Origin of the sequence: Sediminitomix flava (genome assembly GCF_003149185.1) — a bacterium.
GTDB classification, from domain to species: Bacteria; Bacteroidota; Bacteroidia; order Cytophagales; family Flammeovirgaceae; genus Sediminitomix; species Sediminitomix flava.
The window spans coordinates 1-26,136 of sequence record NZ_QGDO01000005.1; the positions used below are offsets into that span (position 1 = coordinate 1).

Consider the following 26,136-nt stretch of genomic DNA (forward strand, 5'->3'; position numbering starts at 1 on the left):
CACCTCTTCCCATTCCGCACAGAGCAGTTAAGCCCTACCGCGCCGATGGTACTGCCGTAACAGGTGGGAGAGTAGGTCATTGCCAACCTTATTAATGTAGCAAATGCTTTAGCAGAAGCTACAAACAAAAGCTCAGTTAACACAGGATGTTAGCTGAGCTTTTTTGTTTTAAAACAAGGTATAACAAAGCTGACTGCAGTATATACTAGAGCAATAGGGATTAGGTATTGTAATCTATGGATAAAGTTTATAGGTGTAATGAATAGTAATTTCTTAGAATATCTAGCTTGAAAATAAGTCCCCTTTCAAATTTACTGATTGACTAATATAGCAATACTTTATCTAGGTAAAGTATTTCTATCTATTAGAAATTATACTAGAATGTGTGGATTCTAGGGGTTATCAGAGTAAGTATTTATGAAAATAGCTGTATATAAAAAAGAGACTATCTCAATTTGAAATAATCTCTATTACTGAAAATGAAACGATAAGTAGTCTTATCAAAAACGCTTGTCTACTTTTCTTCTTGAAAGCTTACAATACGGAGTACAGTACCTCCCATTGGTTGCAGCTTAATCTCTTGAAGAGTATTATTTTTAGGATTAACTAATTTGGTATGAAGAAATAGAGCGTCAGTCCATAGTCTTTCATCATTTACTTTGTTATTCTTTAGTGTGAAGGTTGATTGTTTAGGTAAGACATAATTTACATGTTTGTCTGAAGTAACATTATAATGTAAATCTCTAAATCCTTCTTCTTCAAAATCCTTAATTTCTTTTGCAACTCCCTCTAAAGATAACGAGTATACGAGAGGACCATAGCTAACATATTTTTTACCCTTATGATCAGTATTTACCTTTGCAGAAGATTCAAATTCCACCTCAAAATGATCACCTTTTGTCCATTTCTTCGATAGTGTGATATAATCACCATGATCTACGATTTGAGCATCAGTGTTTACCTTTACATCATTTGCCCAACTTGGCTTACGTAATGAAATCGCAAATTCATTTTCCACATCGGAATTGATATCAAATTGAATTTTATGCTCAAACGGATAAATAGTATTCTGTTTTATACTTATCGGATTTCCATTAATTGCGGTTTCCATTTCAGAAGGCCCATAAAGATTAATAGTTATTCCATCGTATGATTTCATCATCATTGACTTAACAAAATACGGATAGATTCTACCTGCATTTGGCACACAACAGACAGCCACATCTTGATGAGCTGGTGAGTATTTATAGCGATTGTGGTGTTTTAAATCTGCATTTTTCAAGTCAATAGCACCGAGCATATGTCTTGAATTATCAGTTTTACAATATGCGATAGAATGCTCATGTGGGTGTCTTGCGCCTTGTCCCGCATTGTAAAGCAACCACTCAATTTTATCAGCCCATTTTGATTCTCCAGTTTTCTGAAGCAGAACCGTGTAGGAGTCTAGTAGCTCATGTATGGAACAGTATTCATAGCCAGTTGTATCTGAATCAGAAGTTCTTCCAAAAATCCATTCGTCTCCAATAGGACCTCCACTAGGAGTAAGGGTATATTCCAGCTTTTCCAAATATGAAGTGAGTGCTTTTTTGTATTTCGGATCATTTGAGTGTTGGGCTGCAACAGTCAATGACCTGAGATGTTCGTAGGTATGAACACCATGTCCTTTAAATCGGAAGTCTTTGTCATTCAAGTTTGCGATTTGAATATCGACTTCTGACATTTTGTGTTTATTGTAATCATCATAAAGGAAAATGGCATAATCTAAATATTCTTTTTTCCCTGTAAGTTGATATAGTCGATCTAGCACATCAGTAAATGTCAGTCCATGACCGACGCCAGCATATGGTTTGTCGACTTTAAAGGGTGTTGAGTTGTTTATTGGATAAGATTTCATAGTGAGGGCTACTGCTTTCTCAATAGCGTCAAGAATTTTTTCATCTCCATAAGCTTCATAATAAGCTAGTAATCCTCTGAATAAAGAAGATTGAGCCCAAAGTTCACCATTTTCAGTAGTATGTCCATACCTCAAGTCATCAGCATAAACACCGATATAACCATCAGGATCTTGAGTAGCTAATTTATTTTCTACATACTTTCTGACTTTTTCGAGTGCTTCTTTATCTTCGGTAAGAATGGCATGTCTGATAAGTCCATCCCACCAATTTGATTGTGTTTCAGAGTTCCACCATAAAAATTGTACTTCCCATTCACCGTTATCATCAGTAACTGCACCTACATCTTTAGCTTTTACTTTTTTAGTGAGTCGGTCTTTTCCATAAATGTCATCTTCAACGATAAGATCAGGAACTAGTTTGTCTAAATGTCCAACATATCCTTCTTTTAAGTCATCAGACATTTGTTCGAGAATCCATCCTTTGGGTTTGATTTCTCCGAAATGTAGCTGTTCCATAGATTGAGTTTTATGTTTTTCCTTATTCTTTTGTGGACTGCAAGCAAAAAGTGATGCAAGCAATAATGATGGTATGAAATATCTCTTTCTCATGTGAAGTAGTTGTTCGTTTAGTTTATCAGATGTAACAAAAGTAGAGGATAGAAATTGAGTATTCTCATTGGATTTTGATTGATACTGTGCAAATTTTGATATTTATATTTCACTTTAGAGTTTAATGGGTTAAAAAATGATGTTTTGGAATTAGAAAGAGAACATATAACAACTGATAAAAATGAAAAGACAATCCTTTTTTCAAAATTAAAATTACCTGCTTTTACACCATATTGGCATTTTCATCCAGAGTTGGAACTGACGTATATTGTAAAGGGGAAAGGACTTCGGTTTGTAGGTGATCATATAGCTCCTTTTCAAGAAGGAGACTTAGTTTTATTAGGTGAGAATTTGCCTCATCAATGGGTAAGTGATGGTGAAGATGATGAAGTTGAGACATATATTTTCCAATTTTCAAAAGTTGTATTTTCACAAATTCCAGAGTTTAAAAAGCTTTATCAATTTCTGAACTCAAGTGAAAGGGGAATTCATTTTACAAATCCTTCGATTGAATTGATCGGGAAAATCATACAGTATGAGTCTCAAAATGAATTTCAGCAACTGCTCTTATTTTTTGATATTTTGAATTTATCAATGAATGAAAACTATGAAATTCTTTCGAGTGAAAATGGAAAAGGAAATCAGCAGATTGCGAAACACTCTGAGCGGATTACGAAAGTACTAGATTTTGTTCTAGAACATATGAATAGAGAAATCACGTTAACAGAGATTTCAGATTTTACAGGAATGACAAGCCCTGCTTTTTGTAGATGGTTTAAAAAATCGATTGGTAAAAGTTTTGTTACATACCTTAATCAATTGAGAGTGGAAAAAGCGAGTACATTATTGTGGGAAAAAGATTTGCCAATCTCTCAGATTGCTTTTGAAACTGGTTTTGAGAGTTTGAGCAATTTTAATAGATCCTTTCTAAAGTACAAAGGTTGTTCACCAAGAGAGTACAGAAAGCAGTTTAGCCTTAGTTAGGAGTTTGTTTCAATCTTGCATGTATTTCATGTAAGATTGAATGATTTATCTTATGAATGCTAGGCTCATAGTAAATAACAGATAATATTTTCCCAATATCTTTATTTTAATCTGATTGGGTATCTATTTATATTTGAAAAAAATAATAAGATAGAATTACACTAGCATATGCAAAAACTTCATATTGTAGTTGCTTCATTGAATCCTGTGAAGATTGAAGCAAGCAGATTAGCCTTTTCTCAAATGTTCCCTAATTGTGAGATAGAAATGGAAGGAATTTCTGTTCCTTCAGAGGTAAGTGACCAACCGATGACAGAGAAAGAAACTTTAGAGGGTGCTAAAAACAGGTGTTTGAATGCCCAAAAAGTGAAGTTGAAAGCAGATTTTTGGATAGGTCTTGAAGGTGGAATAGAAAAAGAAGCTGGTGAAATGTCGGCATTTGCTTGGATGTACGTCAAAAGTAAAGATGGAAAAGAAAGTAAATCTAGAACAAGCTCTTTTTATCTTCCTCCTAAGATCACTGAACTTATAGATCAAGGAATAGAACTTGGTGTAGCCGATGATATGGTTTTTAAGAAGACGAATTCAAAACAAAAAGGTGGTTCGGTAGGTATTCTTACAAATGGAGTGGTAGATAGAACATCATATTATACACAAGCCGTAATCTTAGCATTAATTCCTTATGTTCACGCTGAGTTATATGTCTAATTAAAAAAAATATGTCGAATCCGTTTATAGAAGAACTAGCGAAAAAATTAAAAGAAGATTTACCAGGAGCAGATGCTCATTTGAAAATGGCATCTCCAAAGAGAATAGAAGAAAGTTTAGATATACCTGATAATGCCCGAAAAGCAGCAGTACTTATTTTACTTTTTCCTAAGGGAGACTCTTTTGCTTTTCCGTTGATAAGAAGACCTCAGTACAATGGTGTTCATAGTGGGCAAATGGCATTCCCTGGAGGGAAACATGATTTGGAAGATACTGATTTAGTAGAAACTGCATTAAGAGAATGTAAAGAAGAAGTTGGTGTAGAGGTGAGCCGTTCTCAAGTTATTGGAACTCTTAGTAATTTGTATATTCCTCCGAGTAATATGTTAGTGACTCCAGTTGTTGCTTTTGCTAAGTCAAAGCCTGAATATACAGCCGATCCGATAGAAGTGGTTGAGATCATAGAAACTGATATTCAGACTTTAAAACACCCCAATACCAAAAGTATGCAAAGCATCGATTTAGGTCTGATGAAAATAAAAGCACCAGCATTCATGGTAGATGAAAATGTTGTTTGGGGTGCTACAGCAATGATGCTGAGTGAATTGTTGGAAATAATCTGATTTATTTTTGATAAGCACCTAAGTCGTATAGTCCCCCTTTTGGACGTTCTTTTCCTTCAATATCTGTCTTCACGCCAAAGTCATATAGATTTTTACCCTTATCTCTTAAAGGAGAAGTGGCTTGAAGACGGAAATTCATATTTTCAACATCAGTAAAACCTGCCTCTTTTAAGTCTTCTGCATAGTAATTATTGGATACATCAAGGATTTTCTTATCAGACTCATGTGCGAAATAAAGGAAATCTCTTTTGTTGTTGAAACGTTTTGATTTTACGTTAATAAGAATGTTGTTATAAACACGGTCTACGGAATTCTTTTCTGAAGAAAGGCTTTTGTTGTTTTCTAATCGGATGCCATGTCTTCCAGTATTGACGATTGTATTATTCATGAAACAATATCCGCTACGTCCCACTTCTGCATCTAGATCATTGCAGTAGATTCCATCAAAACCAACATCACAGATTAGGTTATTATAAACCCATACATCTCCAATACCTTTGATTTCAACACCCATTCCTGCGCCTTTTCTGATGATATTATTGTAAAGTTTAGCTGAAGTTTGCCATCCTAAATAAATACCAGTGTTTTGGTAAAGTTCATCTTTTGTTCCATAGTTATATACTCGATTGTTATAAATGCTACCCCCTTTAACCACTCTATTTACTTGAATACCATCCCAACCAGAGTTTTCTACATGGTTATTATAGATTTCAAGGTCTTCAATATTGTGAGGAAAGACTTTTTCTTCACCGCATTTTAGTTCTCCCCCTGTATATCCAATATACATTCCTTCACCACCAGTATTTCTGATAAAACAGTCATGGATTTTGATGTTTTTTGCCACAAAGTTTCTCTGCCAGTAGTCTGGCAAATGACATTTGGGATCAGCTTTGGCAACAATTCCAGCAAATGGAATATCTGCAATTTCGATATGATCAATTTCATAATCTGTAGATATGCCTTCTACAACCACTCCACTTGAAGCAATGCCTTCTCTAGTCTCAATTGCAGTGACAAAAATACCTCTTTCAATATTCTGATCACCCGTTCCACTTAATCTGAAGTAACGAGAATCTTTAATGTATAAACTATGATTCCAAGGTTTTTCGCCAATGGTTACTTTTCCTCCACAGTTGATAATTGAAATTGGTTTTTCAGTAGTCCCTACTATATTTTTCAGATTTAAGTCAGGGTAGCTACCAGATTGAAGACAAATAATATCTCCTGGTTTTAAGATGAGTATTACATCATTTTTATCTTTACTTTCTCCTGCACCATTTACAGAAGTAGTGCCAACGGGAATAACGTGATCACAATTACAGTCTGCTGTTTGAGCATTGGCAGTACCTATTACCAAAAAAAACATAAATAGCATGCAGACAAATGTGGCAAACAAGAAGTCACCAATCATTTTCCTCGGTTCTTGGTAGTTCATAGCGTAATAAAGTTGGGTTCTCTAAAAATAGTCTGTTGAGTAATTAGCTTTTGTGTTTAAACAGTACTTAGGTGAGTTTGGTGGCAGAAAAGAAAGAATTGAGTCAAATCAGACAACAGATTCATGAATGATGACTATTGTTTTTGAATGGAAAGCTGAAACCAATCGGATGTGAGTTGGACTATCTCAGAGACTTGTAGTTCGTTTTCAAAGAATTTTTTATAACTACCTCGTGCCCAGATAAACTGTTTTTCTCCTTTTAATAGTTCAAAGAATTGCTGTGTTCCTTCATTTGATTGAATTTGTTTACTGTGTATGATTTGAATAGGAGTATTTACTTTTTCTACATCTTTCATTGAATCAAACTCAAGTAATTCTGTCGCTCCCATTAATACCATTTTATTTTCCCAGTTTGGAACATGAGCATCACGTAGAACCTCAAAGTATTGTTGATTGAAAGAGATATTATTAATATCGGAGCTGTCATCAGGTAGGCAAGAAATGTAAATGACTGTTCCATTCTCATCAAATACTTGTTTTGCCTTTAATGAAGCTTCTTTGAACTCATTCAGATGACTTTCCCCTCCAAAAATCTTTATTCTATCATTTTCAGAGTAGAAGGATGGAATAACCATAGTCGCAGATTTTACAAGGGTTTCTTCCTTCAGAGCTTCAATCAAATAGTTACAGCCTTGTGTGAAAGAGAGTGCATAGATATTCTTCGAGTCTACTTCTGAAAGTCTGTTTAAATACTGAATAGCCTCCTTTATATCAGTAGCCCGAATAGACATACTTCCAAAATTTCTAGGATTTCCATCACTTTCACCAATATTTCTGGGGTCATAGCAAAAGCATACAAAACCCAATTCTGCTAATCTTTTAGCAAAAGAAGCAGGGTAGTGTTCTTTATGAGTATTCCACCCTCCGACAATTACGATAGCAGGTAATGGATCAGAATAGTTAAAGTTGCTAGGGAGGTAAAGGTTTCCAGAAACTCTAATTCCTTCTACTAAAAAACGAACTTCTTTAACAGTAGGTGGTTCTGGATAATCGAGATCGTAACCATGAATAAGAGTAATTGGGTTGAAGTATTCTATATAGTCGGTAATGAGATTTTCTTCATCAAAAGTAAAAAAACAAACATATTCATTATCATATTTTTTACCCTCTTTAAGCCGCATTCTACCGCTAGAGATAGCAACATATTCATTCTCATTTATACTGCTAACTTGGATATGCTGATAATCCAATCGTTCAAAAACATCAGGAAGTGAACTCCACTTAGCGTAAATTTTATCTCTGCCAAGAAGAATTTTAGGATAAACGTTAGAGGCATATGGGTTACATACTCGAGCATCTTTGGAAAACAGCTTGATCCATTCATCAATATTTTTCTCTTCCAAGAATTGATAAAAACGATGAACGAGAGAAATTCTATCCGACACAGTCATATAGCTAAGATCAGAATTAGTCTAGGTTTTATTTATGGGTTCAGATAAGAAGTTAGGGATTTGGAAGGCAAAAAAAAAGGGCGTTCAAAAAGTAAATTCCTCCCCAATTGAGAATACAATTTGAACAACCCTTAATGATAGGTCAATAAGATCGGTTATAGACTTTCATTTACAGTATACATCACTGATTCAAAGGTGCACATTCTTATCGTAAAAGTCTATCCCCCTTTCTAGGTATATTTAAATAAAATCGGAGATATTTTAGCTAAAAAAACTTAAAAATGAATGTTAACAGTGCGGGATGGTAATATTTGGTTGATGAATCAACTGATAAAAGTATTTTCTAATAGTATTAATATTTTTAGAAGAACATTTTAGGATGATGTAAAATACAGGTTATATATAACTTGAATTTTTTATTCATCCCATATTCAAAATTTTCACCCCAAACTGCTTTTTCTAGTTATTTAGACACATTTTTTTCTTCAACTTTGAATAAAACCAATCAAAGAAAATATGAAACAACTTTTTAGTATTTACCTTTTTCTAATGTCAATAATCTTAGTGTCTTGCCAAGTACACAGTCAAGAAGTTAAAAATGAGAGTTTAGAGTTTGAATTAAATCAGCTTATTCAACAAGAGTTTGAGGAAGGTAAGTTTGAAGGAACTATTACTATTGGTAATTATGACGAAATTATTTTTCAAAGAGCAATTGGGGTAGCTGATAGATCTTGGGAAATTCCAATGTCGATGAATGTCAGATTTGATATCGCCTCTGTGAATAAATCATTCATTGCTGGTTTAACCCTTAAAGCTGTCGAAGAAGGTTTACTGAGTTTAGGTGATAAACTTGTCAATATTCTCAAGGAATTAGAAATCGTATATACTGGGAGTTTTAGTGATTCTATTACCATTCATCAGATGCTTTCACATACTTCTGGTTTACCCGATTATAATGCGGTACCCGAAGAGCTATCAGAAAATTTCTTCATAAATTTTAAGAGGAAACGATTTAGTAATACTGAATATGTGGACTTCATTAGTAAACTACCTGTGGTAGGAAAACCCAAAGAAAAATTTTATTACAGTAATTTTGCCTATCATTTGCTCCCTATTTTATTAGAAGAACTCTACAATAAGAGTTTTTCAGAATTATTAATTGAGAAAATCACAGAGCCACTACAATTAGCCTCAACTCGGGCTTATACCCAAAATGAAGAAATCCAAGACAGCTTAGCCACGGCTTATAATTATCAAGAAAAATCGGGTAGATGGTATGAAAACGATTTTATTGATTTGAGTTTAGGACGTCGTATTTTTTCAACTTCAACAGACTTATATAAATGGGGTTTAGCAATGGATGATACTACATTTCTTTCACACTCTTCACTAAAATTGATGAAAACGAATCATTTGAAAGAAGTCTCAAATAGCTTGTCTTATGGATATGGTTGGGTTGTTTTTGATGGAAAAGGGAATTATGAGATGGGAAAACTTCCAATAGCTAAAAAGTATATTATTCACGGAGGAAACACAGGTGGTTACAAAGCTATGCTTGTTAATATCAACTCTGGGGAGTGGGTGATTTCTTTCTTATCAAATATTGGCTCACGTACAAATGAGCTTCAGCTTGCCGAAAAAATTGTTCAACTTTTAAATAAACAATCAGATGAAAGCTAATTTTTTAATACTCTTCATTTTAAGTTTTTACTCAGTTGGTCATGCTCAAGATGTTGTAGGTTTTTGGGAATTCCAAAAAGTAACAGTAGGAGAAGAAGTGATGACTCCTGTTGCCAAATGGACTAAAATTAATGCGGATCAGAGTTTTGAATCGGGAAATGGTTGGTTGCAAAATGGTAAAGGAACTTGGACTTTCGATAAATCGACTAATAAGTTTACGCCTACACAGTCTTTGGGGTTATTGGATGAGTTTGGGGGATTTACGGTTTCTTTCAATAAAAATAAAATGATATGGACCAGGGAGGAAGAAGGAATGGCTGTAGTCGTGACATTAGTCAGAATTATTGAAAAGCCTAAATCTACGGCTGATAAAGTAGTTGGACTATGGGATTTGGTAGAAGCACGCCAATCTGATGCAGATATTTTGTCCAGTTTTGATGGAGAAGATAAGCGTTACCTTTTTATAAGATGGGATAGAATAGTACTTGAAAGAAATGAGAAAGGGGAGAAGTCTACAGGGTATTGGCATATGCATGGGCATAAACCACTTTTGACTATTATGCCACATTCTGAAGGTAAAGATGCAGAATCATGGAAAGTTGAAGTAAGTGATTCTACTTTGAAATTAGTCGGAAAGTCTGCAAGTAATAAAGAAATGGTATTTACTTATCACCGATTACAGCACTTTCCGAACTAACTAATTTTTCATTTTCATATTAAAGGGGTTGAACTTTTTAAGGCAACTCCTTTCGTTGTTGAGACTAAATGTATTGTATTTTAATGAGGTAATTTATCTCTAAATACTCCGTAAAGAAATGTACCTAAAACAGATCCGAAAATTACGATCAGAATAGACCAAATTCCTTTACCAACTAAGATAAACATAGGGCCAGGACATGCTCCTGTAAGTGCCCAACCTAATCCGAATATTGTACCTCCAATCAAATACCTAGCTATAGACATCTGTTTAGGTACGAAAGTGATATTTTCACCTTCAATAGATTTGAATTTATATTTTTTAATGAGGTAAACGATCCCGATGCCGAGTAGGACAGCACTACCGATCACTCCATACATATGGAAAGATTGGAAATGGAACATCTCATAGATTCTGTACCAAGAAATTACTTCTGCTTTACTTAGTACAATACCGAAGAGTGTACCAGCCAATATAAATTTTAGATATTTCATTTGTTGTTAGATTAGGGCTTAGAATAAAATAGGTAATATAAAATGGGTCATGATGAGTCCTCCGATAAAGAAGCCTATAACAGCAATTAAAGAAGGTAATTGAAGGTTGCTCAAACCAGAAATAGCATGACCTGAAGTACATCCGCCCGCATAACGTGTGCCGAAACCAACTAGAATACCACCGATAAGAAGAATTAGAAATCCTTTAATGCTAAATGCATTTGAGAGACTGAAAATTTCTTCGGGTAAATAAGAAGCACCTATGTTTTCAAAGCCAAGTTCTTGTAGACTGCTTATCGTTTTTTCGGATAAAGAAATAGTTTGATCTGGTGTGAGAAATTGGTTGGCAAGGAAACCACCTAATACATTACCTAAAAGAAACATTAAATTCCATTTCTGACTTTTCCAGTCAAATCTGAAGAATTCTGCATATTTACCTCCTCCTGCTATTGTACAGATTGTTCTAAGGTTTCCAGAGATTCCAAACTCTTTACCAAAAAACAACATCAAGAACAATGTAAGAGCTATCATAGGGCCTGCTACATACCAAGGCCATGGTTGTGTAATCCAATCCATTTTAGAAATTATTATTTGTCAGTTTATTAATTCAGACTTTAGAGTATTCTACTTCTGTAGAACAATGAAGTCTGAAAGAGTATTTTATTTGTTAGTAGCTATTAAGTAGTAAGTTGGATTGGGGAATACCATAGAACGTATTTATCAACGTCCTATGGTATTTATTAAGCTTTTAATTCTATGCAAGAGTCGAAGGGCAAACAAAATCCGTTTTTGGAAGATTTGTGTTTTTCAAAGCATTGTAACCTCCAAGTATATTAACCATGTCATGAATATTATTTCTTTTCAGAATTGAAATAAAAATCATTGAACGGTATCCTCCTGCACAGTGCACGTAGTATTTTTTATCAGAATTGACTTTATCTAAATTTTCATTGATGTAATCTAGTGCTAGGTGCTCAGCTCTTTCAAGATGTTCAGCTTGGAACTCTCCTGGCTTACGAACATCAAGAATATTGATATTTTCTTGTTCTAAGTTTGCTAGTCCTTCAGCAGAAATTTCATCAACAGTAGCAACTTCTTTGCCTTCTGCTACCCAATTTTCAACTCCACCTTTTACAAATCCAATCGTATTGTCATAGCCAACTCTTGAAAGTCTTGTTACAGCTTCTTCTTCTCTTCCACTTTCTACGACCAAAATGATAGGAGATTTGATGTCTGTAATGACTGCTCCAACCCAAGGCGCAAATTGACCGTCAAGACCAATGAAAATAGAATTTGGAATATGTGATTTTGCAAATGCTCCAGCCTTTCGAACATCAAGGACAATAGCTCCTTCGGCTTGTTTTTTTTCTACTTCCTCAACGGTTAAAGCTTGAATTCCTTGTTGAAGAACATCTTCAAAGCTATCATAACCGTCTTTATTGATCTTGGCATTTTTAGCAAAGTATTGAGGAGGAGGTAAAATTCCGTCAGTAACTTCTTTTACGAACTCTTCCTTGCTCATATCTTCGCGAAGTGCATAATTCACTTTTTTCTGATTGCCTAAAGTGTCTTGAGTCTCTTTACTCATGTTTTTACCACATGCTGAACCTGCTCCATGACCTGGGTAAATAATGATGTCATCTGGCAAAGTCATAACTTTTGCTCTCAATGAATCATAAAGTAAACCTGCTAAATCTTCTCTTGAAAGGTCAGATTTAATTGCCAAGTCAGGTCGCCCTACATCGCCGATGAATAAGGTATCTCCAGTAAACAGACAGTGTTCTTTTCCATTTTCATCAAATAATAAAAAGGAAGAAGATTCCATCGTATGACCAGGAGTATGCAGAACTTTGATTTTTATTTTACCAAGTTCCAGTATTTCTCCATCTGTAGAAGAGTAAATATCATATTGAGGAGCTGCTTTAGGGCCAAAAATGATTTTAGCACCTGTTTTCTTTGCTAGATCAATATGCCCAGAAACGAAATCTGCATGAAAATGAGTTTCAAATATATATTTGATTTTAGCTCCATTTTTTTCTGCTTTATCCAAATATGGAGCCGTTTCTCTTAAAGGATCGATGATGGCAACTTCTCCCTCAGATTCGATATAATACGCTGCTTCTGCAAGACAATTTGTGTAAAGTTGTTCAATTTTCATGACTGGTAGTTTCTTGTGTTTGTTCAAGATTCCGATCCTATCACGCAAAGTTGACTATTTTAATCGTCAGTTTGCGTAACAAAAGTTACATCGGAATTATTTTTTTCTATTGTTAGATTGAAGGACAATGTCCTTGACAGTGGTTCCTTTGTGTTTTTCGTAATAAAGTACGGCTTCATCTACATTCATGAAGAAATGAGAGTCACCTACTTTAGAAACATAATTTGTTCGAATAAGTACATCTCTGACGGGGCCATTCAGATTTGAAAAACTTAATTGAATACCTCTTTTTTGGAGTACTTCAAATAGCTCATCAATCATTTCTAGAGCCGTGTAATCAATTGTACTTATTGCTTTGGCATTTATAATTAATGTTTTAGCTTTTTCTTTTTTCTGTAAGCATTGTAGAATCTGTTTTTGAATACGATCTGCATTTGCAAAGAATAATTGACCATCAATTCTAATGATCAAAATCTCATCATTCTGAACCGTATCATATCTTTCTACATTCATGTAAAAAGTGGTGTCTGGTATGCGTCCAAGTACAGCAAGATGTGGTTGAGATGCTTTATAAATCACAGAAAGTAATGAAGCGAGAATTCCAATAGCTATACCTTCTTGGATGCCAATAAATAGCGTTCCTAAAAATGTAATTAGCATCATTCCAAAATCTTTAGGATCAGCAATCCATAGTCTTTTGATGGTATTGAGGTCAATTAAGCTGATTACACTTACTAAGATAATTGCTGCAAGAATGGTATTGGGCAGATAGAAAAATGGCTTCGTTAAGAATAGTAGAGTTAATCCAACAATGAAAGAACTTATAATAGATGCCAATCCTGTTTTGGCTCCTGCTTGATCATTAACGGCCGATCTCGAAAATCCACCAGTTGTAGGAAAGGCTTGAAAAAATGAGCCAACAATATTAGACAAACCTAAAGCAATTAATTCTTGATTTGGAATTACTTTATAGGATTTGTGTTTGTTTTGGAGACTCTTAGAAACTGAAGTAGCTTCAATAAATCCAATCAGAGCAATGATAAAAGCATAAGGAAATACTGCCTTCATTATTTCAATAGAGATGTTCGGGAATTGAAATGTAGGTAGTCCACTAGGAATTTTTCCTAGAATAGTAACTCCATATTCTTCAATGTGGAACAAATAACTACCAAAGATGGCAAATATTAGAATGATAAGAGCTGCGGGAAGTTTTGAGTTAATTCGTTTAATGAATTTAATCCCAAATATCCCAATTAAACCAATTCCTAAAGTCGTTGCATTTATATAGGAAGTTTTAGCGATTATTTCAGTAATAATCTGATCTATTCTTCCACCTTCCAGATTAATCCCAAATAGATGTTTGAGTTGACTTGTTGCAATTATAATTGCTGCACCTGTGGTAAAGCCTGAGATTACAGCATTGGACATGAAGTTAGATAAAAATCCTAGTCTAACTATGCCCATCAATAGTCTGATGAGTCCAACTGATAAAGTTAGAATAATACTTAAGCTAAAAAGATCGTAGCTCGAAGTTGATAACGCTCCTAAAGCAGAGGCCGTAAGTATTGAACTTAGTGCTGTAGGAGCAACAGACAATTGTCTAGATGACCCAAATATTCCATAAATTAATAAAGGGAATAGAGATGAGTAGAGTCCGTAAATTGGTGGTAGTTCAGCGAGCATTGCATAGGCCATCCCTTGTGGAATTAGAAGAATTCCTACGGTAAGCCCTGCAGATAGATCACCTTTAAATTTAGAGGAAGAGTATTCCTTTAAATCTAAAAAAAGAGGTGAGATAGTCATTTGTGTAAAATAATAAAGTTGCTTTAGATTAAGCTTAGAGAATGATTTCAATCTGATTTCTGCCCAGATTGATTTTATTTTCTTTTTCTAACTTCTTCAAAATTCGAGATACTACAACTCTTGAAGTATGTAGATCATAAGCAATTTCTTGATGTGTAGCTTGAATTTTAGTGGAACCGTTTACATAGGCTTTATCCTTGAGATACTTCAAGATACGTTCATCCATATTCATGAATGAAAGACTGTCTATGGTCTGAAGCATTTCTCGCATTCTGAAATCAAAACTACTCAAGACAAATCTTCTCCAAGAACTATAGCTTACCATCCAATGGTCCATTAGGCTACTAGGGATAAGAACTAAGGCTGTTTCTCCTTCAGCAATTGCACTGATTTCACTAACAGAACCACTTAAGTAACTATTTAATGAAAGCGCACAAGTATCTCCTTTTTCTAAATAATAGAGTAGAAGTTCATCACCTTCTTTATCCATACGAAGGATTTTGATCGCTCCTTTAAGAAGAAGTGGGATACTATTCATATGCATTCCTACATCAAAGAGTTTTTCTCCGTTTTCAACACTTCGAAAAATCCCTTCTTTCTTGATGTCTTCCATGAGTTCTTTTTCAAAGATGAACCCATATTGTTCTTGTAATTCTTTTTTTAGATCGATGTTAGTAGACATTGTGTAGTGTAATTGTGGATAATTGTTTTTTGAATAAACAAGTATTAGGTATTCTTTCCTCTCATCAGGTGTTGAGATTATTACAAATATACAAATGATGATATGTTTATATAATGATTTGAATAAAATTGTTCATTAAACAAAAAAGGACTTGCGTAGTGCAAGTCCTTCTTCAATTTGTTGACGGAGTAGTAATGGTTAGTTTGATCTTGATGTCAATTTGTTAACTGTATCCACCAAGTTGTCAAAATTAAGAGGTTTTGGAAGGTATTCATCAATACCTACAGCTTTAAAATCGTCTTCAGAATAGTTTTTAGCATTACCAGTGATCGCTACAATAGGAATATTAGCTTTGTCTGGATCACCCAATGAACGAACTCTTTTAGCACACTCCATACCATCCATGATAGGCATGTTGATGTCCAAAAGGATTGCATCAAAAGGTTCTTTATTTAACTTATCTAAAACTTGTTTACCGTTTTTTACTGATACAATTTTGTAGTTCTGGAACTGCAAAACTTTTTTTGTGATATTTTGGATTACAGAACTATCTTCAGCAATTAGGATCTTTTTGTCACTCATTGATTACCGCTTTATGATGTGATAAATTATTTTTATTCCGTGAATTTAATTTAAAAATAAATTTTAAGGAATTCTCTTACATCAGAAAAATGTCGATTGAATCTTAAAATAATTTAAGTATTAGGTAGAAAAATCTATTATTTAAAGGATTTTGATACTTTTAATCCTATTAAAGTCCTAAAATTCTAATGTAATTTTTTTTGTATTCTTCAAAGGCATAAACAGCTTCTTGAAACTGACTTTCTAGATCAGAAATGTCGTCATTTTTAAGCTTTTCCTCTGCTAAACGAGCTTGATTGGCTAATCTGGCAACCCCTAGTGTACCTGCAGTACCTTTGATAGTGTGTAGAACAGATTTGGCTTCAGTAATATTTTTATTTCTTACAGCGTCTTTGTATTCCTCGATTAATCCACTTGTCTCTTCCTCAAATTCTTCATAAGACATCTTGATAATTTCGTTACCTCCATATTTTTTAAGTTCATTAGCCACTTCTACTTGAATAATAGGAAGTGCTGATGATTCATCATTAGATGTCTCATTTTCAGTTTCTATCATTGTTACCTCTTCCTCACCATCTTCTGGTTTTTGAAGTATCCATAAAACCTTGTCGATAAGTTGTTGAGGACGAATAGGTTTTGCCAAGAAATCATCCATTCCTGCTGCAAGAAATTCTTCTTTTTCTTCACTCAAAGTGAAAGCGGTCATAGCAACTATAGGAGTCTTGAAGTGTGGGAATTTCTCATGAATCGTTTTTGTAACCTCAATACCATTCATTTCAGGCATTTGAATATCCATAAAAATGACATCGAAAGTTTTTACCTCTAAAACTCTGATTGCATCTTTTCCTCTTTGGAAGGTCTGAACAGAACAACCCGCTTTATCAAGAATTGTCTTAGCTACCTTTAGATTGGTCTCGTTATCATCAACCACCATGATTCTAGGTGATCTTAAGAATGATTTTAAGAGTGTATTAGAGTCAACGTCTTCTACATTTTGAGGGATTTTTCCTTCGGTAGCTTCAACTTCCATCGTAAATGTGAAAGTACTTCCTTTTGCAAAAGTAGACTCTACCCAAATATCACCACCCATAAGCTTACTCAGTTCTAATGAAATAGCAAGCCCTAGGCCAGTACCTTGATTTTGTTTTGTATAAGATTCTTCAACTTGACTAAATTCTTTGAAGAGCTTTTCAATATCCTTTTGCTGAATTCCGATACCCGTATCTTTTACTTCAACAATTATGATGAATCTCTTGTGGAATTTTTTCTTAGCCTTAATATTAATCGAAACGCCTCCTTCATCGGTAAACTTTATGGCATTAGTAGTCAAGTTATTGATGATTTGGAAGATTCTTGTGTCATCCCCAATGAATACTTCAGGTACTTCATTAGACATTGTATATGAGAAATCAATGCCTTTGTTTTGAGCATTGCCAAGGTTCATGGCATGGATGTTATCTAAAATAATTTTTAGAGAAATAGGCTTTTCAGAAAGCTCCATTCTACCTGCTTCAATTTTAGATAAATCGAGAATATCATTTAGAATCGTAAGAAGCGTGGTTGAAGACTTTTTGATCGTACTGATATAGTCTCTTTGTTCTGGGTTTAGAGATGTATATCCCAAAATATCTACCATACCAATAATTCCATTCATAGGAGTACGAATTTCGTGGCTCATATTTGAAAGGAATTGTTTCTTAACTTCAAGTGCTCGAAGTGCCTTTTCTTTTTCTTTTTCAGCCTCCTTGTGAGCTTTTGTGAGTTCAGTAACATCTCTGGCTAAACCATCAACCCCTGTAGGCCTACCTTTATCGTCTTTGATTAGTCTGAAATCAATGGCAATTTCTTTTAACTCAGAGCGAACAGGCAGAGAAATATGATAGTTTTTTACAGTTTGGTCACTGAGAAGCAACTTCCAAATTCGTTTTTTCTCAGTTTTACCGAAGTAATAGTCTGATATAGATTTATGAATGACTTTATGATGACTTTCACCAATCAATTCTTTAATTGAAGGGCTAATAATCATGAATTTACCATTCATATCAGTCTGGAAATATACATCTTGAAGGGATTCAAAAATACCTCTAAACTTCTCTTCACTTTCTTTTAAGAGTAGTTCAGATTGTTTTTTATAAGTAATGTCCTGCCCGAGACCTGCAACTTCTACTATTTTATTTTGAACAATAACAGGACTCAAGTTGATTTCCCACCACTTATGTATCCCATTTTTATTCGGTATTTTTAGTTCAAAAGTAGTTGATTCACCTTTGAAAGCCCTTTGGTATTTATCGATGAAATCAAACAGTTGATTTCCAACATTGAATTCCTTGAATACAGGAATCATTTTCATTGAGTTTTGCACTTTGGTATTGAAATTCTCAAATAGTTTCTGTGCAAAATTTTGGTTATGTCTTATGAGCGTATATTCTCTATCGATAGACCACATCAAGAATGAACCACTTTCAAAAAATGCTCTTAATCTTGCTGCGTGGCTAGATAGTTTTTGACGATTCTGATTCCTTACAATAAAACTTGTAAGCTGTCCGCTCACGTATTGTAAAAGCTCTAGGTTTTTTTTCGAGTATTTTGCAGATGATTCAAAAGATTGCAAAACCATCATACCGATCAACTTGGTTTCAAGTTTTAATGGTATTCCAATCCATACTTTGGGTGTGTTCTCAGTTTCAATACCCAAAGGTTTAGCGACCTTCTTAATGATATCGTCCAACATAATCATCGGACGCTGTTGCTTTATGCATTTTTCATTAAAAGGCAGAAGATGAGTGCTTTTTTCCCTTAGACTTTCCTCACCAAAATAAAAGCCTTGTTTCAGTTTGTAATATTCTTTTGAATTGTTTTCATCCAACAAAAGAATCTCAAAACTTTCTAAGTCCATTACATCGCCAACAAACAAAGAAAACTTATGGAAGAAATCTCTCATTGAAATTTGACCTTCCTGAATTTTGGCAATGTTGGTATAAATTGTTTGAGACTTTTCTATTCTGACTTGGCTAGTTACATTTTTGAGGATTGCTCTATAAATATATCTATCGATGTCAGTTTTGAATTGACAACTAATACTTCCTTCTAGTAAAACTTTGTAACCATCTTTACTAATTAGATCAAACCTGAAATTGGTGAAACTTCCTTTCAGCTTTAGAAGAGAAAGAATTTCTCTTACCGCAGAAACTAGAGCCGTATCTACAATATCAAATAAGTTTATATCAGACCAATCAGGGTAGTTGAGGGTAGTGACCCAAGCGGTATTGGCAAAAAGAATTTCTCCTGCTTCATCAAAGCTTAGAATGAGGTCATTGGACATATCAAAAAACTCCATGTACTCTTCCAAGTCTGAGTTGTTTTTGATAATACTTGTGACATTTTTAAGCTGATGCTTGAGCTCGTTATTTTCTTCTTTTAGGAATTCTAGCTGAGATTTTAAATTAGCAATTTCTTCGGCAGAGGTTAATTCCTGATTGAAAGAGTCCGTTGTCTGCAAAATATTGGTCTTTATGTCCGAAACTTGATCAATTCTAACTAGCTAATAGTTAGGTGAGTTATTAAGTAAGTAGAAAAAGGGAATGTTCTTCTCTTTGTATAAGATAAGCATTTAATCAATACTATCTCGAATAAATGTACATAACTAAGTTGTTATATCCATATTTAAATTATCTCAATCCTTAATTCATTTTTGATCTAAAAAATAATTGCAACTATCGTACGAGATAGTGGTTAAACAATAAATAATAAACAAGAGAACAAGACATGCAATTAAGACTGAGAATTATTATTACAATTTTCCTTTCGATAGGATTCGTGAATTTTTCTTTTTCTCAAAAAAATAAGAAAATGGATATGGAAGAAAATTTAGAAATGATCACACTTGGCGCAGGCTGTTTTTGGTGTGTAGAAGCTGTTTTTCAAGATTTGATTGGCGTAGAAAAAGTAGAGTCAGGCTATTCTAATGGACAAGGAAAAAATCCTACTTACAAAGAAGTTTGTTCGGGTACGACAGGTTATGCTGAGGTTGCCCAAATTACTTTTGACCCTACAGTCATTTCACTTGAACAATTGTTAGAAGTTTTTTGGTATACACATAACCCGACGACTCTGAATCAACAGGGAGCGGATAAGGGTACGCAATACAGGTCTGGAATTTTTTATGCCAACGAAGAACAAAAAAATATTGCCGAGCAATCTAAAGCAAAGGTTGAAAAAAGTGGTTTGTGGTCAGATCCTATTGTCACTGAAATTACTCCACTGAAAGATTACTACCCTGCTGAAAATTACCACCAAAACTACTATAATAACAATTCTCAGCAGCCTTATTGTCAGATCGTGATAGCCCCAAAGTTGAAAAAATTATACTCAGAATATAAGCACTTACTGAAGAGTCAGAACTAAGTTTTTATGGATTAATTATTCAATGTAGTTTGTAATTATTCACATTGAATAATTAATTCTTTTTTTACACTTAAAATTTTTCCACTTATTTTGGCACTCACAATTGACAGACTTAGGATAATTGAGAGAACCAATTAGAACTAAATCACATCTGTATTTCATTTTAAATTTGAATACATGAGTGATAACTACCATCAACTAAAAGATTGTTAGGTTTTTAGAGACTTTGAATTTCACCATCATAACTGAAATTAGAAGATTCTGATTGACGAATCAATAATTTAAGGTCTTTGTCAGACTTAACTACTATTAAAGTAAATATGAATATGAAGAACAGCTTAATTTTACTACTGTCCTTTTTCTTTATGGGACACATGGCTTCTGCAGCCAAGTATCAAATTGATCATTTAGAGCCAAGTACATGGTGGGTAGGAATGAAAAATCCTAAACTACAATTATTGGTTCATGGAGAAAATATCTCAGAACTCCGTCCTGAAATCAAATATGATGGAGTGACTTTAGACCAAGTTTCTTTGGTTGAAAATCCGAACTATATGTTTATTGACCTGACAATTGCAGAAAGTGCAAAAGCAGGTAAGTTTGAAATCGTTTTTACAAAGAGCGGTAAAAAAGCCTTGTCTTATACTTACGAGTTGTTAGATAGAGCTAAAGATTCAGCAGACAGAATTGGTTTTAATAATACTGATGTGATGTATTTGATTACGCCAGACCGTTTTGCAAATGGTGATCCATCTAACGACTCTGTAGATGGAATGGCAGACAAATACAATCGTGAAGATGATTACGGAAGACATGGTGGAGATATCCAAGGTATGATTGATCATTTAGACTATATTGAAGACATGGGGTATACAGCCCTTTGGGTGAATCCTATGATCGAAAATGACATGCCTAGCTCTTCTTATCATGGTTATGCAATCACTGATTTTTACCAAGTAGATGCTCGTTTTGGTTCTAATGAAGACTATAAAAAATTAGCTGATGCCTGTGATGAAAGAGGTATTAAGTTGATTATGGATATGATTATGAACCACTGTGGTTCAGAGCACTGGTGGATGAAAGACCTTCCAACTTCAGATTGGTTGAACTTCCAAGATGGATTTAAACCTACAAACCACAAGCGTTCTGTAACTCAAGATCCATACGCTTCTAAAGCAGATACAAAACTTCACTTTGATGGATGGTTTGTTGAAACAATGCCTGATATGAACCAAAGAAATCCATTCATGGCTACTTACCTTATTCAAAATACAATTTGGTGGGTTGAATATGCAGGTCTAGAAGGTATCAGAATGGATACTTACCCTTACCCAGATCAACACTTTATGGCAGACTGGACTGAGGCTGTAATGACTGAATACCCTGAATTTAATATTGTAGGAGAGGAGTGGACGACTAATCCAGCACTTGTTGCATACTGGCAAAGAGATAAGAAGAATGCTAATGGCTACACTTCTGAGCTTCCGAGCTTGATGGATTTCCCAATTCAAGATGCACTAGCAAAATCATTGAATAGTGATCATACACAATGGGGGCAAGGTTTTAACTTGCTTTACGAAATGCAAGCAAATGACTTCTTGTATGCAGATCCTTACAATTTGGTAGTATTCCCCGATAACCATGATATGGATCGTATCTATACGCAATTGGAAGAAGACTACACTAAATACAAATTGGCAATTGCCTACATGCTTACTACAAGAGGTATTCCTCAAATTTATTACGGTACAGAAATCTTGATGAGCCACATGGGAACTAGTTCTCATGGTGCATTAAGAGCTGATTTCCCTGGTGGATGGGAAGGAGATAAAGTAAATGCATTTACAGGTGAAGGTCTTGATGCTAAAGCTAAGGAAGCACAAGACTTCAATAAAAAGCTTACAAACTGGAGAAAGACAGCTACAGCTATTCATGACGGTAAATTGACTCACTTTGCTCCAGCTGGAATGGACGGAGGATCATACGTTTATTTCAGATATGACGACAATCAAAAAGTAATGGTTGTATTGAATATGGGAGAAGATAAAGAATTGTATTTGGCAGATTATGCAGAAGTACTTGATGGAGAAACTAAAGGTACGGATGTGATTTCTGGTAAAGAATTCGACTTAACAGCAGGTACATTTACAGCTCCAGCAGGAGAAGCTTTAGTACTAGAGTTGAAATAATCTTCCTATATTTTATAAAAAAGATCTTCGTTTTCTGAGAGCGAAGATCTTTTTTTTATCCCTTAGAATTGTCTTCCCTTTCCAATTGTTGAATGAGAAAGAGTTCGAATGATTTACAATTAGTTGTAGATGAAGGGAATAGAATAAAGGACTTTTTTACACTAAAAATCAATATTTTAGCCTTTGCTCATAATCACTAAAAATAGGAGTGCTAGTCTTGTGTAAGAGGCGATAAAAGTCATTTTTTTTATATCCGTTGACCTTCTAATTTTACAGCGTTTTAGATTTAGAACTTCATTATTGCTGTATTAGCATCAAAATATAATAACTAATGAAAAACGTAGACAATTACAATTTCGAAGGCAAGAAAGCCGTAGTAAGAGTAGACCTTAATGTACCTCTTAATGATGATTTTTCAGTAAGAGACTTCACGCGTATCAATGCGGTAATTCCTACTGTACAAAAAATCTTGAAAGATGGTGGTTCTGCAATCTTGATGTCTCATATGGGACGTCCGAAAGATGGACCAGAAGACAAATTCTCTCTTAAGCATATCGTTGCTCCTTTGTCTGAGAAATTAGGTGTTGAAGTAAAATTTGGTGGTGACTGTATCGGTGCTGATGCAGACGCGATGGCAGCTGATTTGAAAGCTGGTGAAGTAATGCTACTTGACAACCTTCGTTTCTACAAAGAAGAAAAAGCTGGTGATGAAGAGTTCGCTAAGAAATTGGCCTCTCGTGGTGATGTTTGGGTAATGGACGCATTTGGTACTGCGCACAGAGCTCACGCTTCTACTGCTGTAATTGCTAAGTTTGTTACTGACAAAGTAGCAGGTTACACAATGGGTCGTGAAGTTGAAGCTTCTAAGAAAATCTTGGAAGAAGGTGAAAAGCCTGTAACTGCGATCATGGGTGGAGCAAAAGTATCTGACAAAATTTTGATCATTGAGAAAATGATGTCAGTAGCTAACAACATCATTATTGGTGGTGGTATGGCATATACTTTCTTTAAAGCACAAGGTGGTAAGATCGGTATCTCTCTTTGTGAAGAAGATAAATTAGACCTAGCGAAAGAATTGCTAGTGAAAGCTAAAGAACTAGGTGTAAATATCTATTTACCAGTTGACTCTCGTGCAAATACTGGTTACTCTAACGACGGTGAGTGCAAAATAGTTGACAACATGGATATCCCTGAAGGTTACATGGGATTGGATATCGGACCAAAAGCTGAAGCTGAGTTTGTAGAAGTAGTGAAAAACTCTAAGACTATCCTTTGGAACGGTCCTATGGGAGTTTCTGAATTCTCTAACTTCGCTAACGGTACTATCGAGGTAGCTAAAGCAGTAGCTGAAGCAACTCAATCTAACGGAGCTTTCTCATTGATCGGTGGTGGTGACTCTGCTGCTGCAATCAATACTTTAGGTTTCGGTGACAAAGTATCTTACATCTCTACAGGTGGTGGTGCTATGTTGGAGCTTATGGAAGGTAAAAAACTTCCTGGTATCGCAGCTTTGGAGGACTAATTTGAATCAATAATAGTTTTCTAAAATATATCCCCTAAGTACTCCGGTATTTAGGGGATTTTTTATGTTTTCATACTTCTGAAATCAATTCATCAATTTACACTCTTGAACCCTGAGTAGCCTAAGTGTTGTTCTAGTTGAGTATGACTAAAGAGTGATAATAGTGGAATCTTAAATTTTTACTTAACTTTGAGGCTACGGTAATATTTATTATTTCACCAAGACTTATTTGTAGAAGTAAAACCTTTTTGGATGCCTGTATTTGAATTAGAGCAAGATAGATTGATGTTTCCTCCTGCTTATTTAGCAGATGAATCGGGTTTACTAGCTGTAGGAGGAGATTTATCTCCTGACCGATTAATAGAAGCATATGCAGAAGGCGTTTTCCCGTGGTTTAATCCTGGCGAAGAACCATTGTGGTGGTCACCAAATCCTAGATTTGTATTGTACCCCTCTAAGATCAAGGTTTCTAAAAGTATGCGTCAAGTTTTACGAAAGAAGAAGTTTCGAGTAACATTTGATCAGGATTTTGAAGGAGTAATTTCTGGTTGTGAAGAAGTCTATAGACCGGGCCAACAGGGCATGACTTGGATTTCCGATGAGTTGAAAGCTTCATATACAGAACTTTTTAATAAAGGCTTTATTCATTCCGTAGAAGTTTGGGAAGGAGATGAGTTAGTTGGTGGATTGTATGGAGGAGTAATGGGGAAATGTTTCTTTGGAGAATCTATGTTTGCCAAAACAAGTAATGCTTCCAAAGTTGGATTTATAATATTAAGTAAGAACTTAGAAGAGCATAATTTTGAATTAATTGATTGCCAAGTACACTCTAATCATTTGGAAAGCTTAGGTGCTGAAATGGTAAATCGAGCTCAGTTCTTAAAGGTTTTAGAGCGAAATCGTCAAAAGAAGTTTGAGAAGAATTCTTGGGATAAACACTTCAGAACAGATTTTGACTTTTAATGTTTCATAGAAAATCCCTTTCAGTTATGATTCAAAATACTGAAAGGGATTTTATTTATACCAAAGTTTAGATTTCTATTTTCTACTTCGATTCAATTAGAAATTTAAAATCTTCACTTGTTCTACTCGGAATGAATTTCGTGAATTTGAATTCGGTAATATCATGTATTTTGAATGGGTCTTCATCCATAATTTTTTCTAAATCGGATTGACTTTCCATATTCGATAAAATGATTCCCCCTGTTCGTGGTTCTTTCTTTCCAGAGGCAATAAAGTTTCCTAGTTCATATTGCTTATTGATAAATTCTAGATGTTCACTCATGTATTTATCAGCCATTTCCACGGCAACCTTGTAAGTCAATTCAATGATAATCATTCTCTCTTTTTTTAGTTTTCCAAATCTTTAAATAAGATCTGAGGATATCTTTAATTTCTCAATTTAGTATTTAAATCAGTGCTTTTTGATTTTAGCTGAGAAGAATGTTTTTCAATAAAAAAATCCCTTTCATTCCATAAAGAATAAAAGGGATTCTTGGCATTTAACTCAGATAGTTTAGAATTGGATTGCTGTATTCAATGCAACTTCCATCATTTGAGTGAAGCTTGTTTGGCGATCTTCAGAAGACAATGCTTCATGAGTAACCAAACTATCGCTTACAGTAAGAATCGCTAAGGCTCTCACGCCAAACTTAGCTGCGTAAGTATAAAGAGCAGTAGCTTCCATTTCAACAGCTAATACATTATGGTCTTGCCATTTTTTCATAGCACCTTCATCTTCGTAGAAAATATCAGATGTAAATACATTTCCTACGTGAGGTTTTAATCCAATTTTTTGAGCTTCATCATAGGCTGTTTTAAGGAGGTCAAAGTCAGCTACAGGAGCAAATGTATGACCTTCAAAAGTTCTATGATTGAAGTTACTATTTGTAGAAACTGCTTGTGCCAATACCAAATCTTTTACATTAACTGCTTTTTGGTAAGAACCACAGCTACCTACACGAATAAGGTTTTTTACACCATATTCATTAATAAGTTCGTGAGAATAAATCCCGATAGAAGGAACACCCATTCCTGTACCTTGAACTGAAATTCTTTTCCCTTTGTATGTTCCTGTGAAGCCAAGCATGCCTCTTACTTCATTGTAACACACAGGGTTTTCGAGATAGTTTTCAGCAATAAATTTTGCTCTTAGCGGGTCTCCAGGAAGAAGAATTGATTCTGCAATATCTCCTTTCTTTGCTGCTATATGTACACTCAT

Annotated in this window: 21 protein-coding genes and 1 rRNA gene; 10 read left to right on the plus strand and 12 right to left on the minus strand. The window is 34.6% G+C overall.

Annotated features, from left to right (window positions below):
• Nucleotides 1–88 (plus strand): 5S ribosomal RNA (gene rrf / locus BC781_RS17510); the annotation flags it as partial.
• Nucleotides 89–514: 426 nt separating this feature from the next.
• Here rrf and BC781_RS17515 read toward each other — a convergent pair.
• Nucleotides 515–2,410, minus strand: a complete 1,896-nt coding sequence (locus BC781_RS17515) for a beta-L-arabinofuranosidase domain-containing protein (protein WP_158281514.1) — start codon at nt 2,408–2,410, stop codon at nt 515–517.
• 237 nt (nt 2,411–2,647) lie between these two features.
• Here BC781_RS17515 and BC781_RS17520 point away from each other — a divergent pair, with 237 nt between their 5' ends.
• From BC781_RS17520 to BC781_RS17530, 3 genes are all read left to right on the plus strand, one after another.
• On the plus strand, nt 2,648–3,487 hold the full coding sequence (locus tag BC781_RS17520) for a helix-turn-helix domain-containing protein (protein WP_109620217.1): 840 nt from the start codon (nt 2,648–2,650) through the stop codon (nt 3,485–3,487).
• A 168-nt stretch (nt 3,488–3,655) separates the two neighbouring features.
• Nucleotides 3,656–4,195 (plus strand): inosine/xanthosine triphosphatase, encoded by a 540-nt coding sequence (gene yjjX, locus BC781_RS17525; RefSeq protein ID WP_109620219.1) that lies wholly within the window; start codon nt 3,656–3,658, stop codon nt 4,193–4,195.
• 11 nt (nt 4,196–4,206) lie between these two features.
• On the plus strand, nt 4,207–4,818 hold the full coding sequence (locus BC781_RS17530) for an NUDIX hydrolase (RefSeq protein ID WP_109620221.1): 612 nt from the start codon (nt 4,207–4,209) through the stop codon (nt 4,816–4,818).
• A gap of 1 nt (nt 4,819) precedes the next feature.
• On the opposite strand, the gene BC781_RS17535 is transcribed toward BC781_RS17530, so the two are convergent.
• Together BC781_RS17535 and BC781_RS17540 are read right to left on the minus strand one after the other, a co-directional pair.
• A complete protein-coding gene (locus tag BC781_RS17535) occupies nt 4,820–6,253 on the minus strand; it encodes a right-handed parallel beta-helix repeat-containing protein (protein ID WP_109620223.1) in 1,434 nt (477 codons plus the stop codon).
• Nucleotides 6,254–6,387: 134 nt separating this feature from the next.
• Nucleotides 6,388–7,704, minus strand: coding sequence for a nuclear transport factor 2 family protein (locus BC781_RS17540; protein WP_109620225.1), 1,317 nt, complete (start codon nt 7,702–7,704; stop codon nt 6,388–6,390).
• Between the two features lie 516 nt (nt 7,705–8,220).
• Here BC781_RS17540 and BC781_RS17545 point away from each other — a divergent pair.
• On the plus strand, nt 8,221–9,384 hold the full coding sequence (locus BC781_RS17545; protein ID WP_109620227.1) for a serine hydrolase domain-containing protein: 1,164 nt from the start codon (nt 8,221–8,223) through the stop codon (nt 9,382–9,384).
• Nucleotides 9,374–10,081, plus strand: a complete 708-nt coding sequence (locus tag BC781_RS17550) for a hypothetical protein (protein WP_109620229.1) — start codon at nt 9,374–9,376, stop codon at nt 10,079–10,081. Before BC781_RS17545 ends, BC781_RS17550 begins: the two co-directional genes overlap by 11 nt.
• Before the next feature lie 80 nt (nt 10,082–10,161).
• On the opposite strand, the gene BC781_RS17555 is transcribed toward BC781_RS17550, so the two are convergent.
• The 7 genes from BC781_RS17555 to BC781_RS17585 all read right to left on the minus strand — a co-directional run bounded on the left by BC781_RS17555 (nt 10,162) and on the right by BC781_RS17585 (nt 19,299).
• Nucleotides 10,162–10,575 carry a DUF6691 family protein gene (locus BC781_RS17555; protein ID WP_109620231.1) on the minus strand — a complete coding sequence of 138 codons (414 nt, stop codon included), beginning with the start codon at nt 10,573–10,575 and terminating at the stop codon, nt 10,162–10,164.
• Between the two features lie 18 nt (nt 10,576–10,593).
• Nucleotides 10,594–11,151, minus strand: a complete 558-nt coding sequence (locus BC781_RS17560) for a YeeE/YedE family protein (RefSeq protein WP_109620234.1) — start codon at nt 11,149–11,151, stop codon at nt 10,594–10,596.
• Between the two features lie 178 nt (nt 11,152–11,329).
• The gene (locus tag BC781_RS17565) at nt 11,330–12,733 is read right to left on the minus strand and encodes an MBL fold metallo-hydrolase (RefSeq protein ID WP_109620236.1); all 1,404 of its coding nucleotides are present in this window, start codon (nt 12,731–12,733) and stop codon (nt 11,330–11,332) included.
• 96 nt (nt 12,734–12,829) lie between these two features.
• Nucleotides 12,830–14,536 carry a SulP family inorganic anion transporter gene (locus BC781_RS17570; protein WP_109620238.1) on the minus strand — a complete coding sequence of 569 codons (1,707 nt, stop codon included), beginning with the start codon at nt 14,534–14,536 and terminating at the stop codon, nt 12,830–12,832.
• Nucleotides 14,537–14,570: 34 nt separating this feature from the next.
• Nucleotides 14,571–15,218 (minus strand): Crp/Fnr family transcriptional regulator, encoded by a 648-nt coding sequence (locus tag BC781_RS17575; protein ID WP_109620240.1) that lies wholly within the window; start codon nt 15,216–15,218, stop codon nt 14,571–14,573.
• A 198-nt stretch (nt 15,219–15,416) separates the two neighbouring features.
• Nucleotides 15,417–15,800 (minus strand): response regulator, encoded by a 384-nt coding sequence (locus BC781_RS17580; protein WP_109620242.1) that lies wholly within the window; start codon nt 15,798–15,800, stop codon nt 15,417–15,419.
• A 169-nt stretch (nt 15,801–15,969) separates the two neighbouring features.
• The gene (locus BC781_RS17585; RefSeq protein ID WP_109620244.1) at nt 15,970–19,299 is read right to left on the minus strand and encodes a response regulator; all 3,330 of its coding nucleotides are present in this window, start codon (nt 19,297–19,299) and stop codon (nt 15,970–15,972) included.
• Between the two features lie 350 nt (nt 19,300–19,649).
• Here BC781_RS17585 and msrA point away from each other — a divergent pair, with 350 nt between their 5' ends.
• From msrA to aat, 4 genes are all read left to right on the plus strand, one after another.
• Complete coding sequence (gene msrA / locus BC781_RS17590; protein WP_245935632.1) at nt 19,650–20,204, plus strand: peptide-methionine (S)-S-oxide reductase MsrA; 555 nt, start codon at nt 19,650–19,652, stop codon at nt 20,202–20,204.
• A 326-nt stretch (nt 20,205–20,530) separates the two neighbouring features.
• Complete coding sequence (locus tag BC781_RS17595) at nt 20,531–22,393, plus strand: glycoside hydrolase family 13 protein (RefSeq protein ID WP_211323871.1); 1,863 nt, start codon at nt 20,531–20,533, stop codon at nt 22,391–22,393.
• 331 nt (nt 22,394–22,724) lie between these two features.
• Nucleotides 22,725–23,915, plus strand: a complete 1,191-nt coding sequence (locus tag BC781_RS17600; protein WP_109620250.1) for a phosphoglycerate kinase — start codon at nt 22,725–22,727, stop codon at nt 23,913–23,915.
• Nucleotides 23,916–24,167: 252 nt separating this feature from the next.
• On the plus strand, nt 24,168–24,878 hold the full coding sequence (gene aat, locus BC781_RS17605; protein ID WP_109620252.1) for a leucyl/phenylalanyl-tRNA--protein transferase: 711 nt from the start codon (nt 24,168–24,170) through the stop codon (nt 24,876–24,878).
• Between the two features lie 82 nt (nt 24,879–24,960).
• Here aat and BC781_RS17610 read toward each other — a convergent pair whose 3' ends face one another.
• Together BC781_RS17610 and deoD are read right to left on the minus strand one after the other, a co-directional pair.
• Nucleotides 24,961–25,254, minus strand: coding sequence for a YciI family protein (locus tag BC781_RS17610; RefSeq protein WP_109620254.1), 294 nt, complete (start codon nt 25,252–25,254; stop codon nt 24,961–24,963).
• A gap of 177 nt (nt 25,255–25,431) precedes the next feature.
• A complete protein-coding gene (gene deoD / locus BC781_RS17615; protein ID WP_109620256.1) occupies nt 25,432–26,136 on the minus strand; it encodes a purine-nucleoside phosphorylase in 705 nt (234 codons plus the stop codon).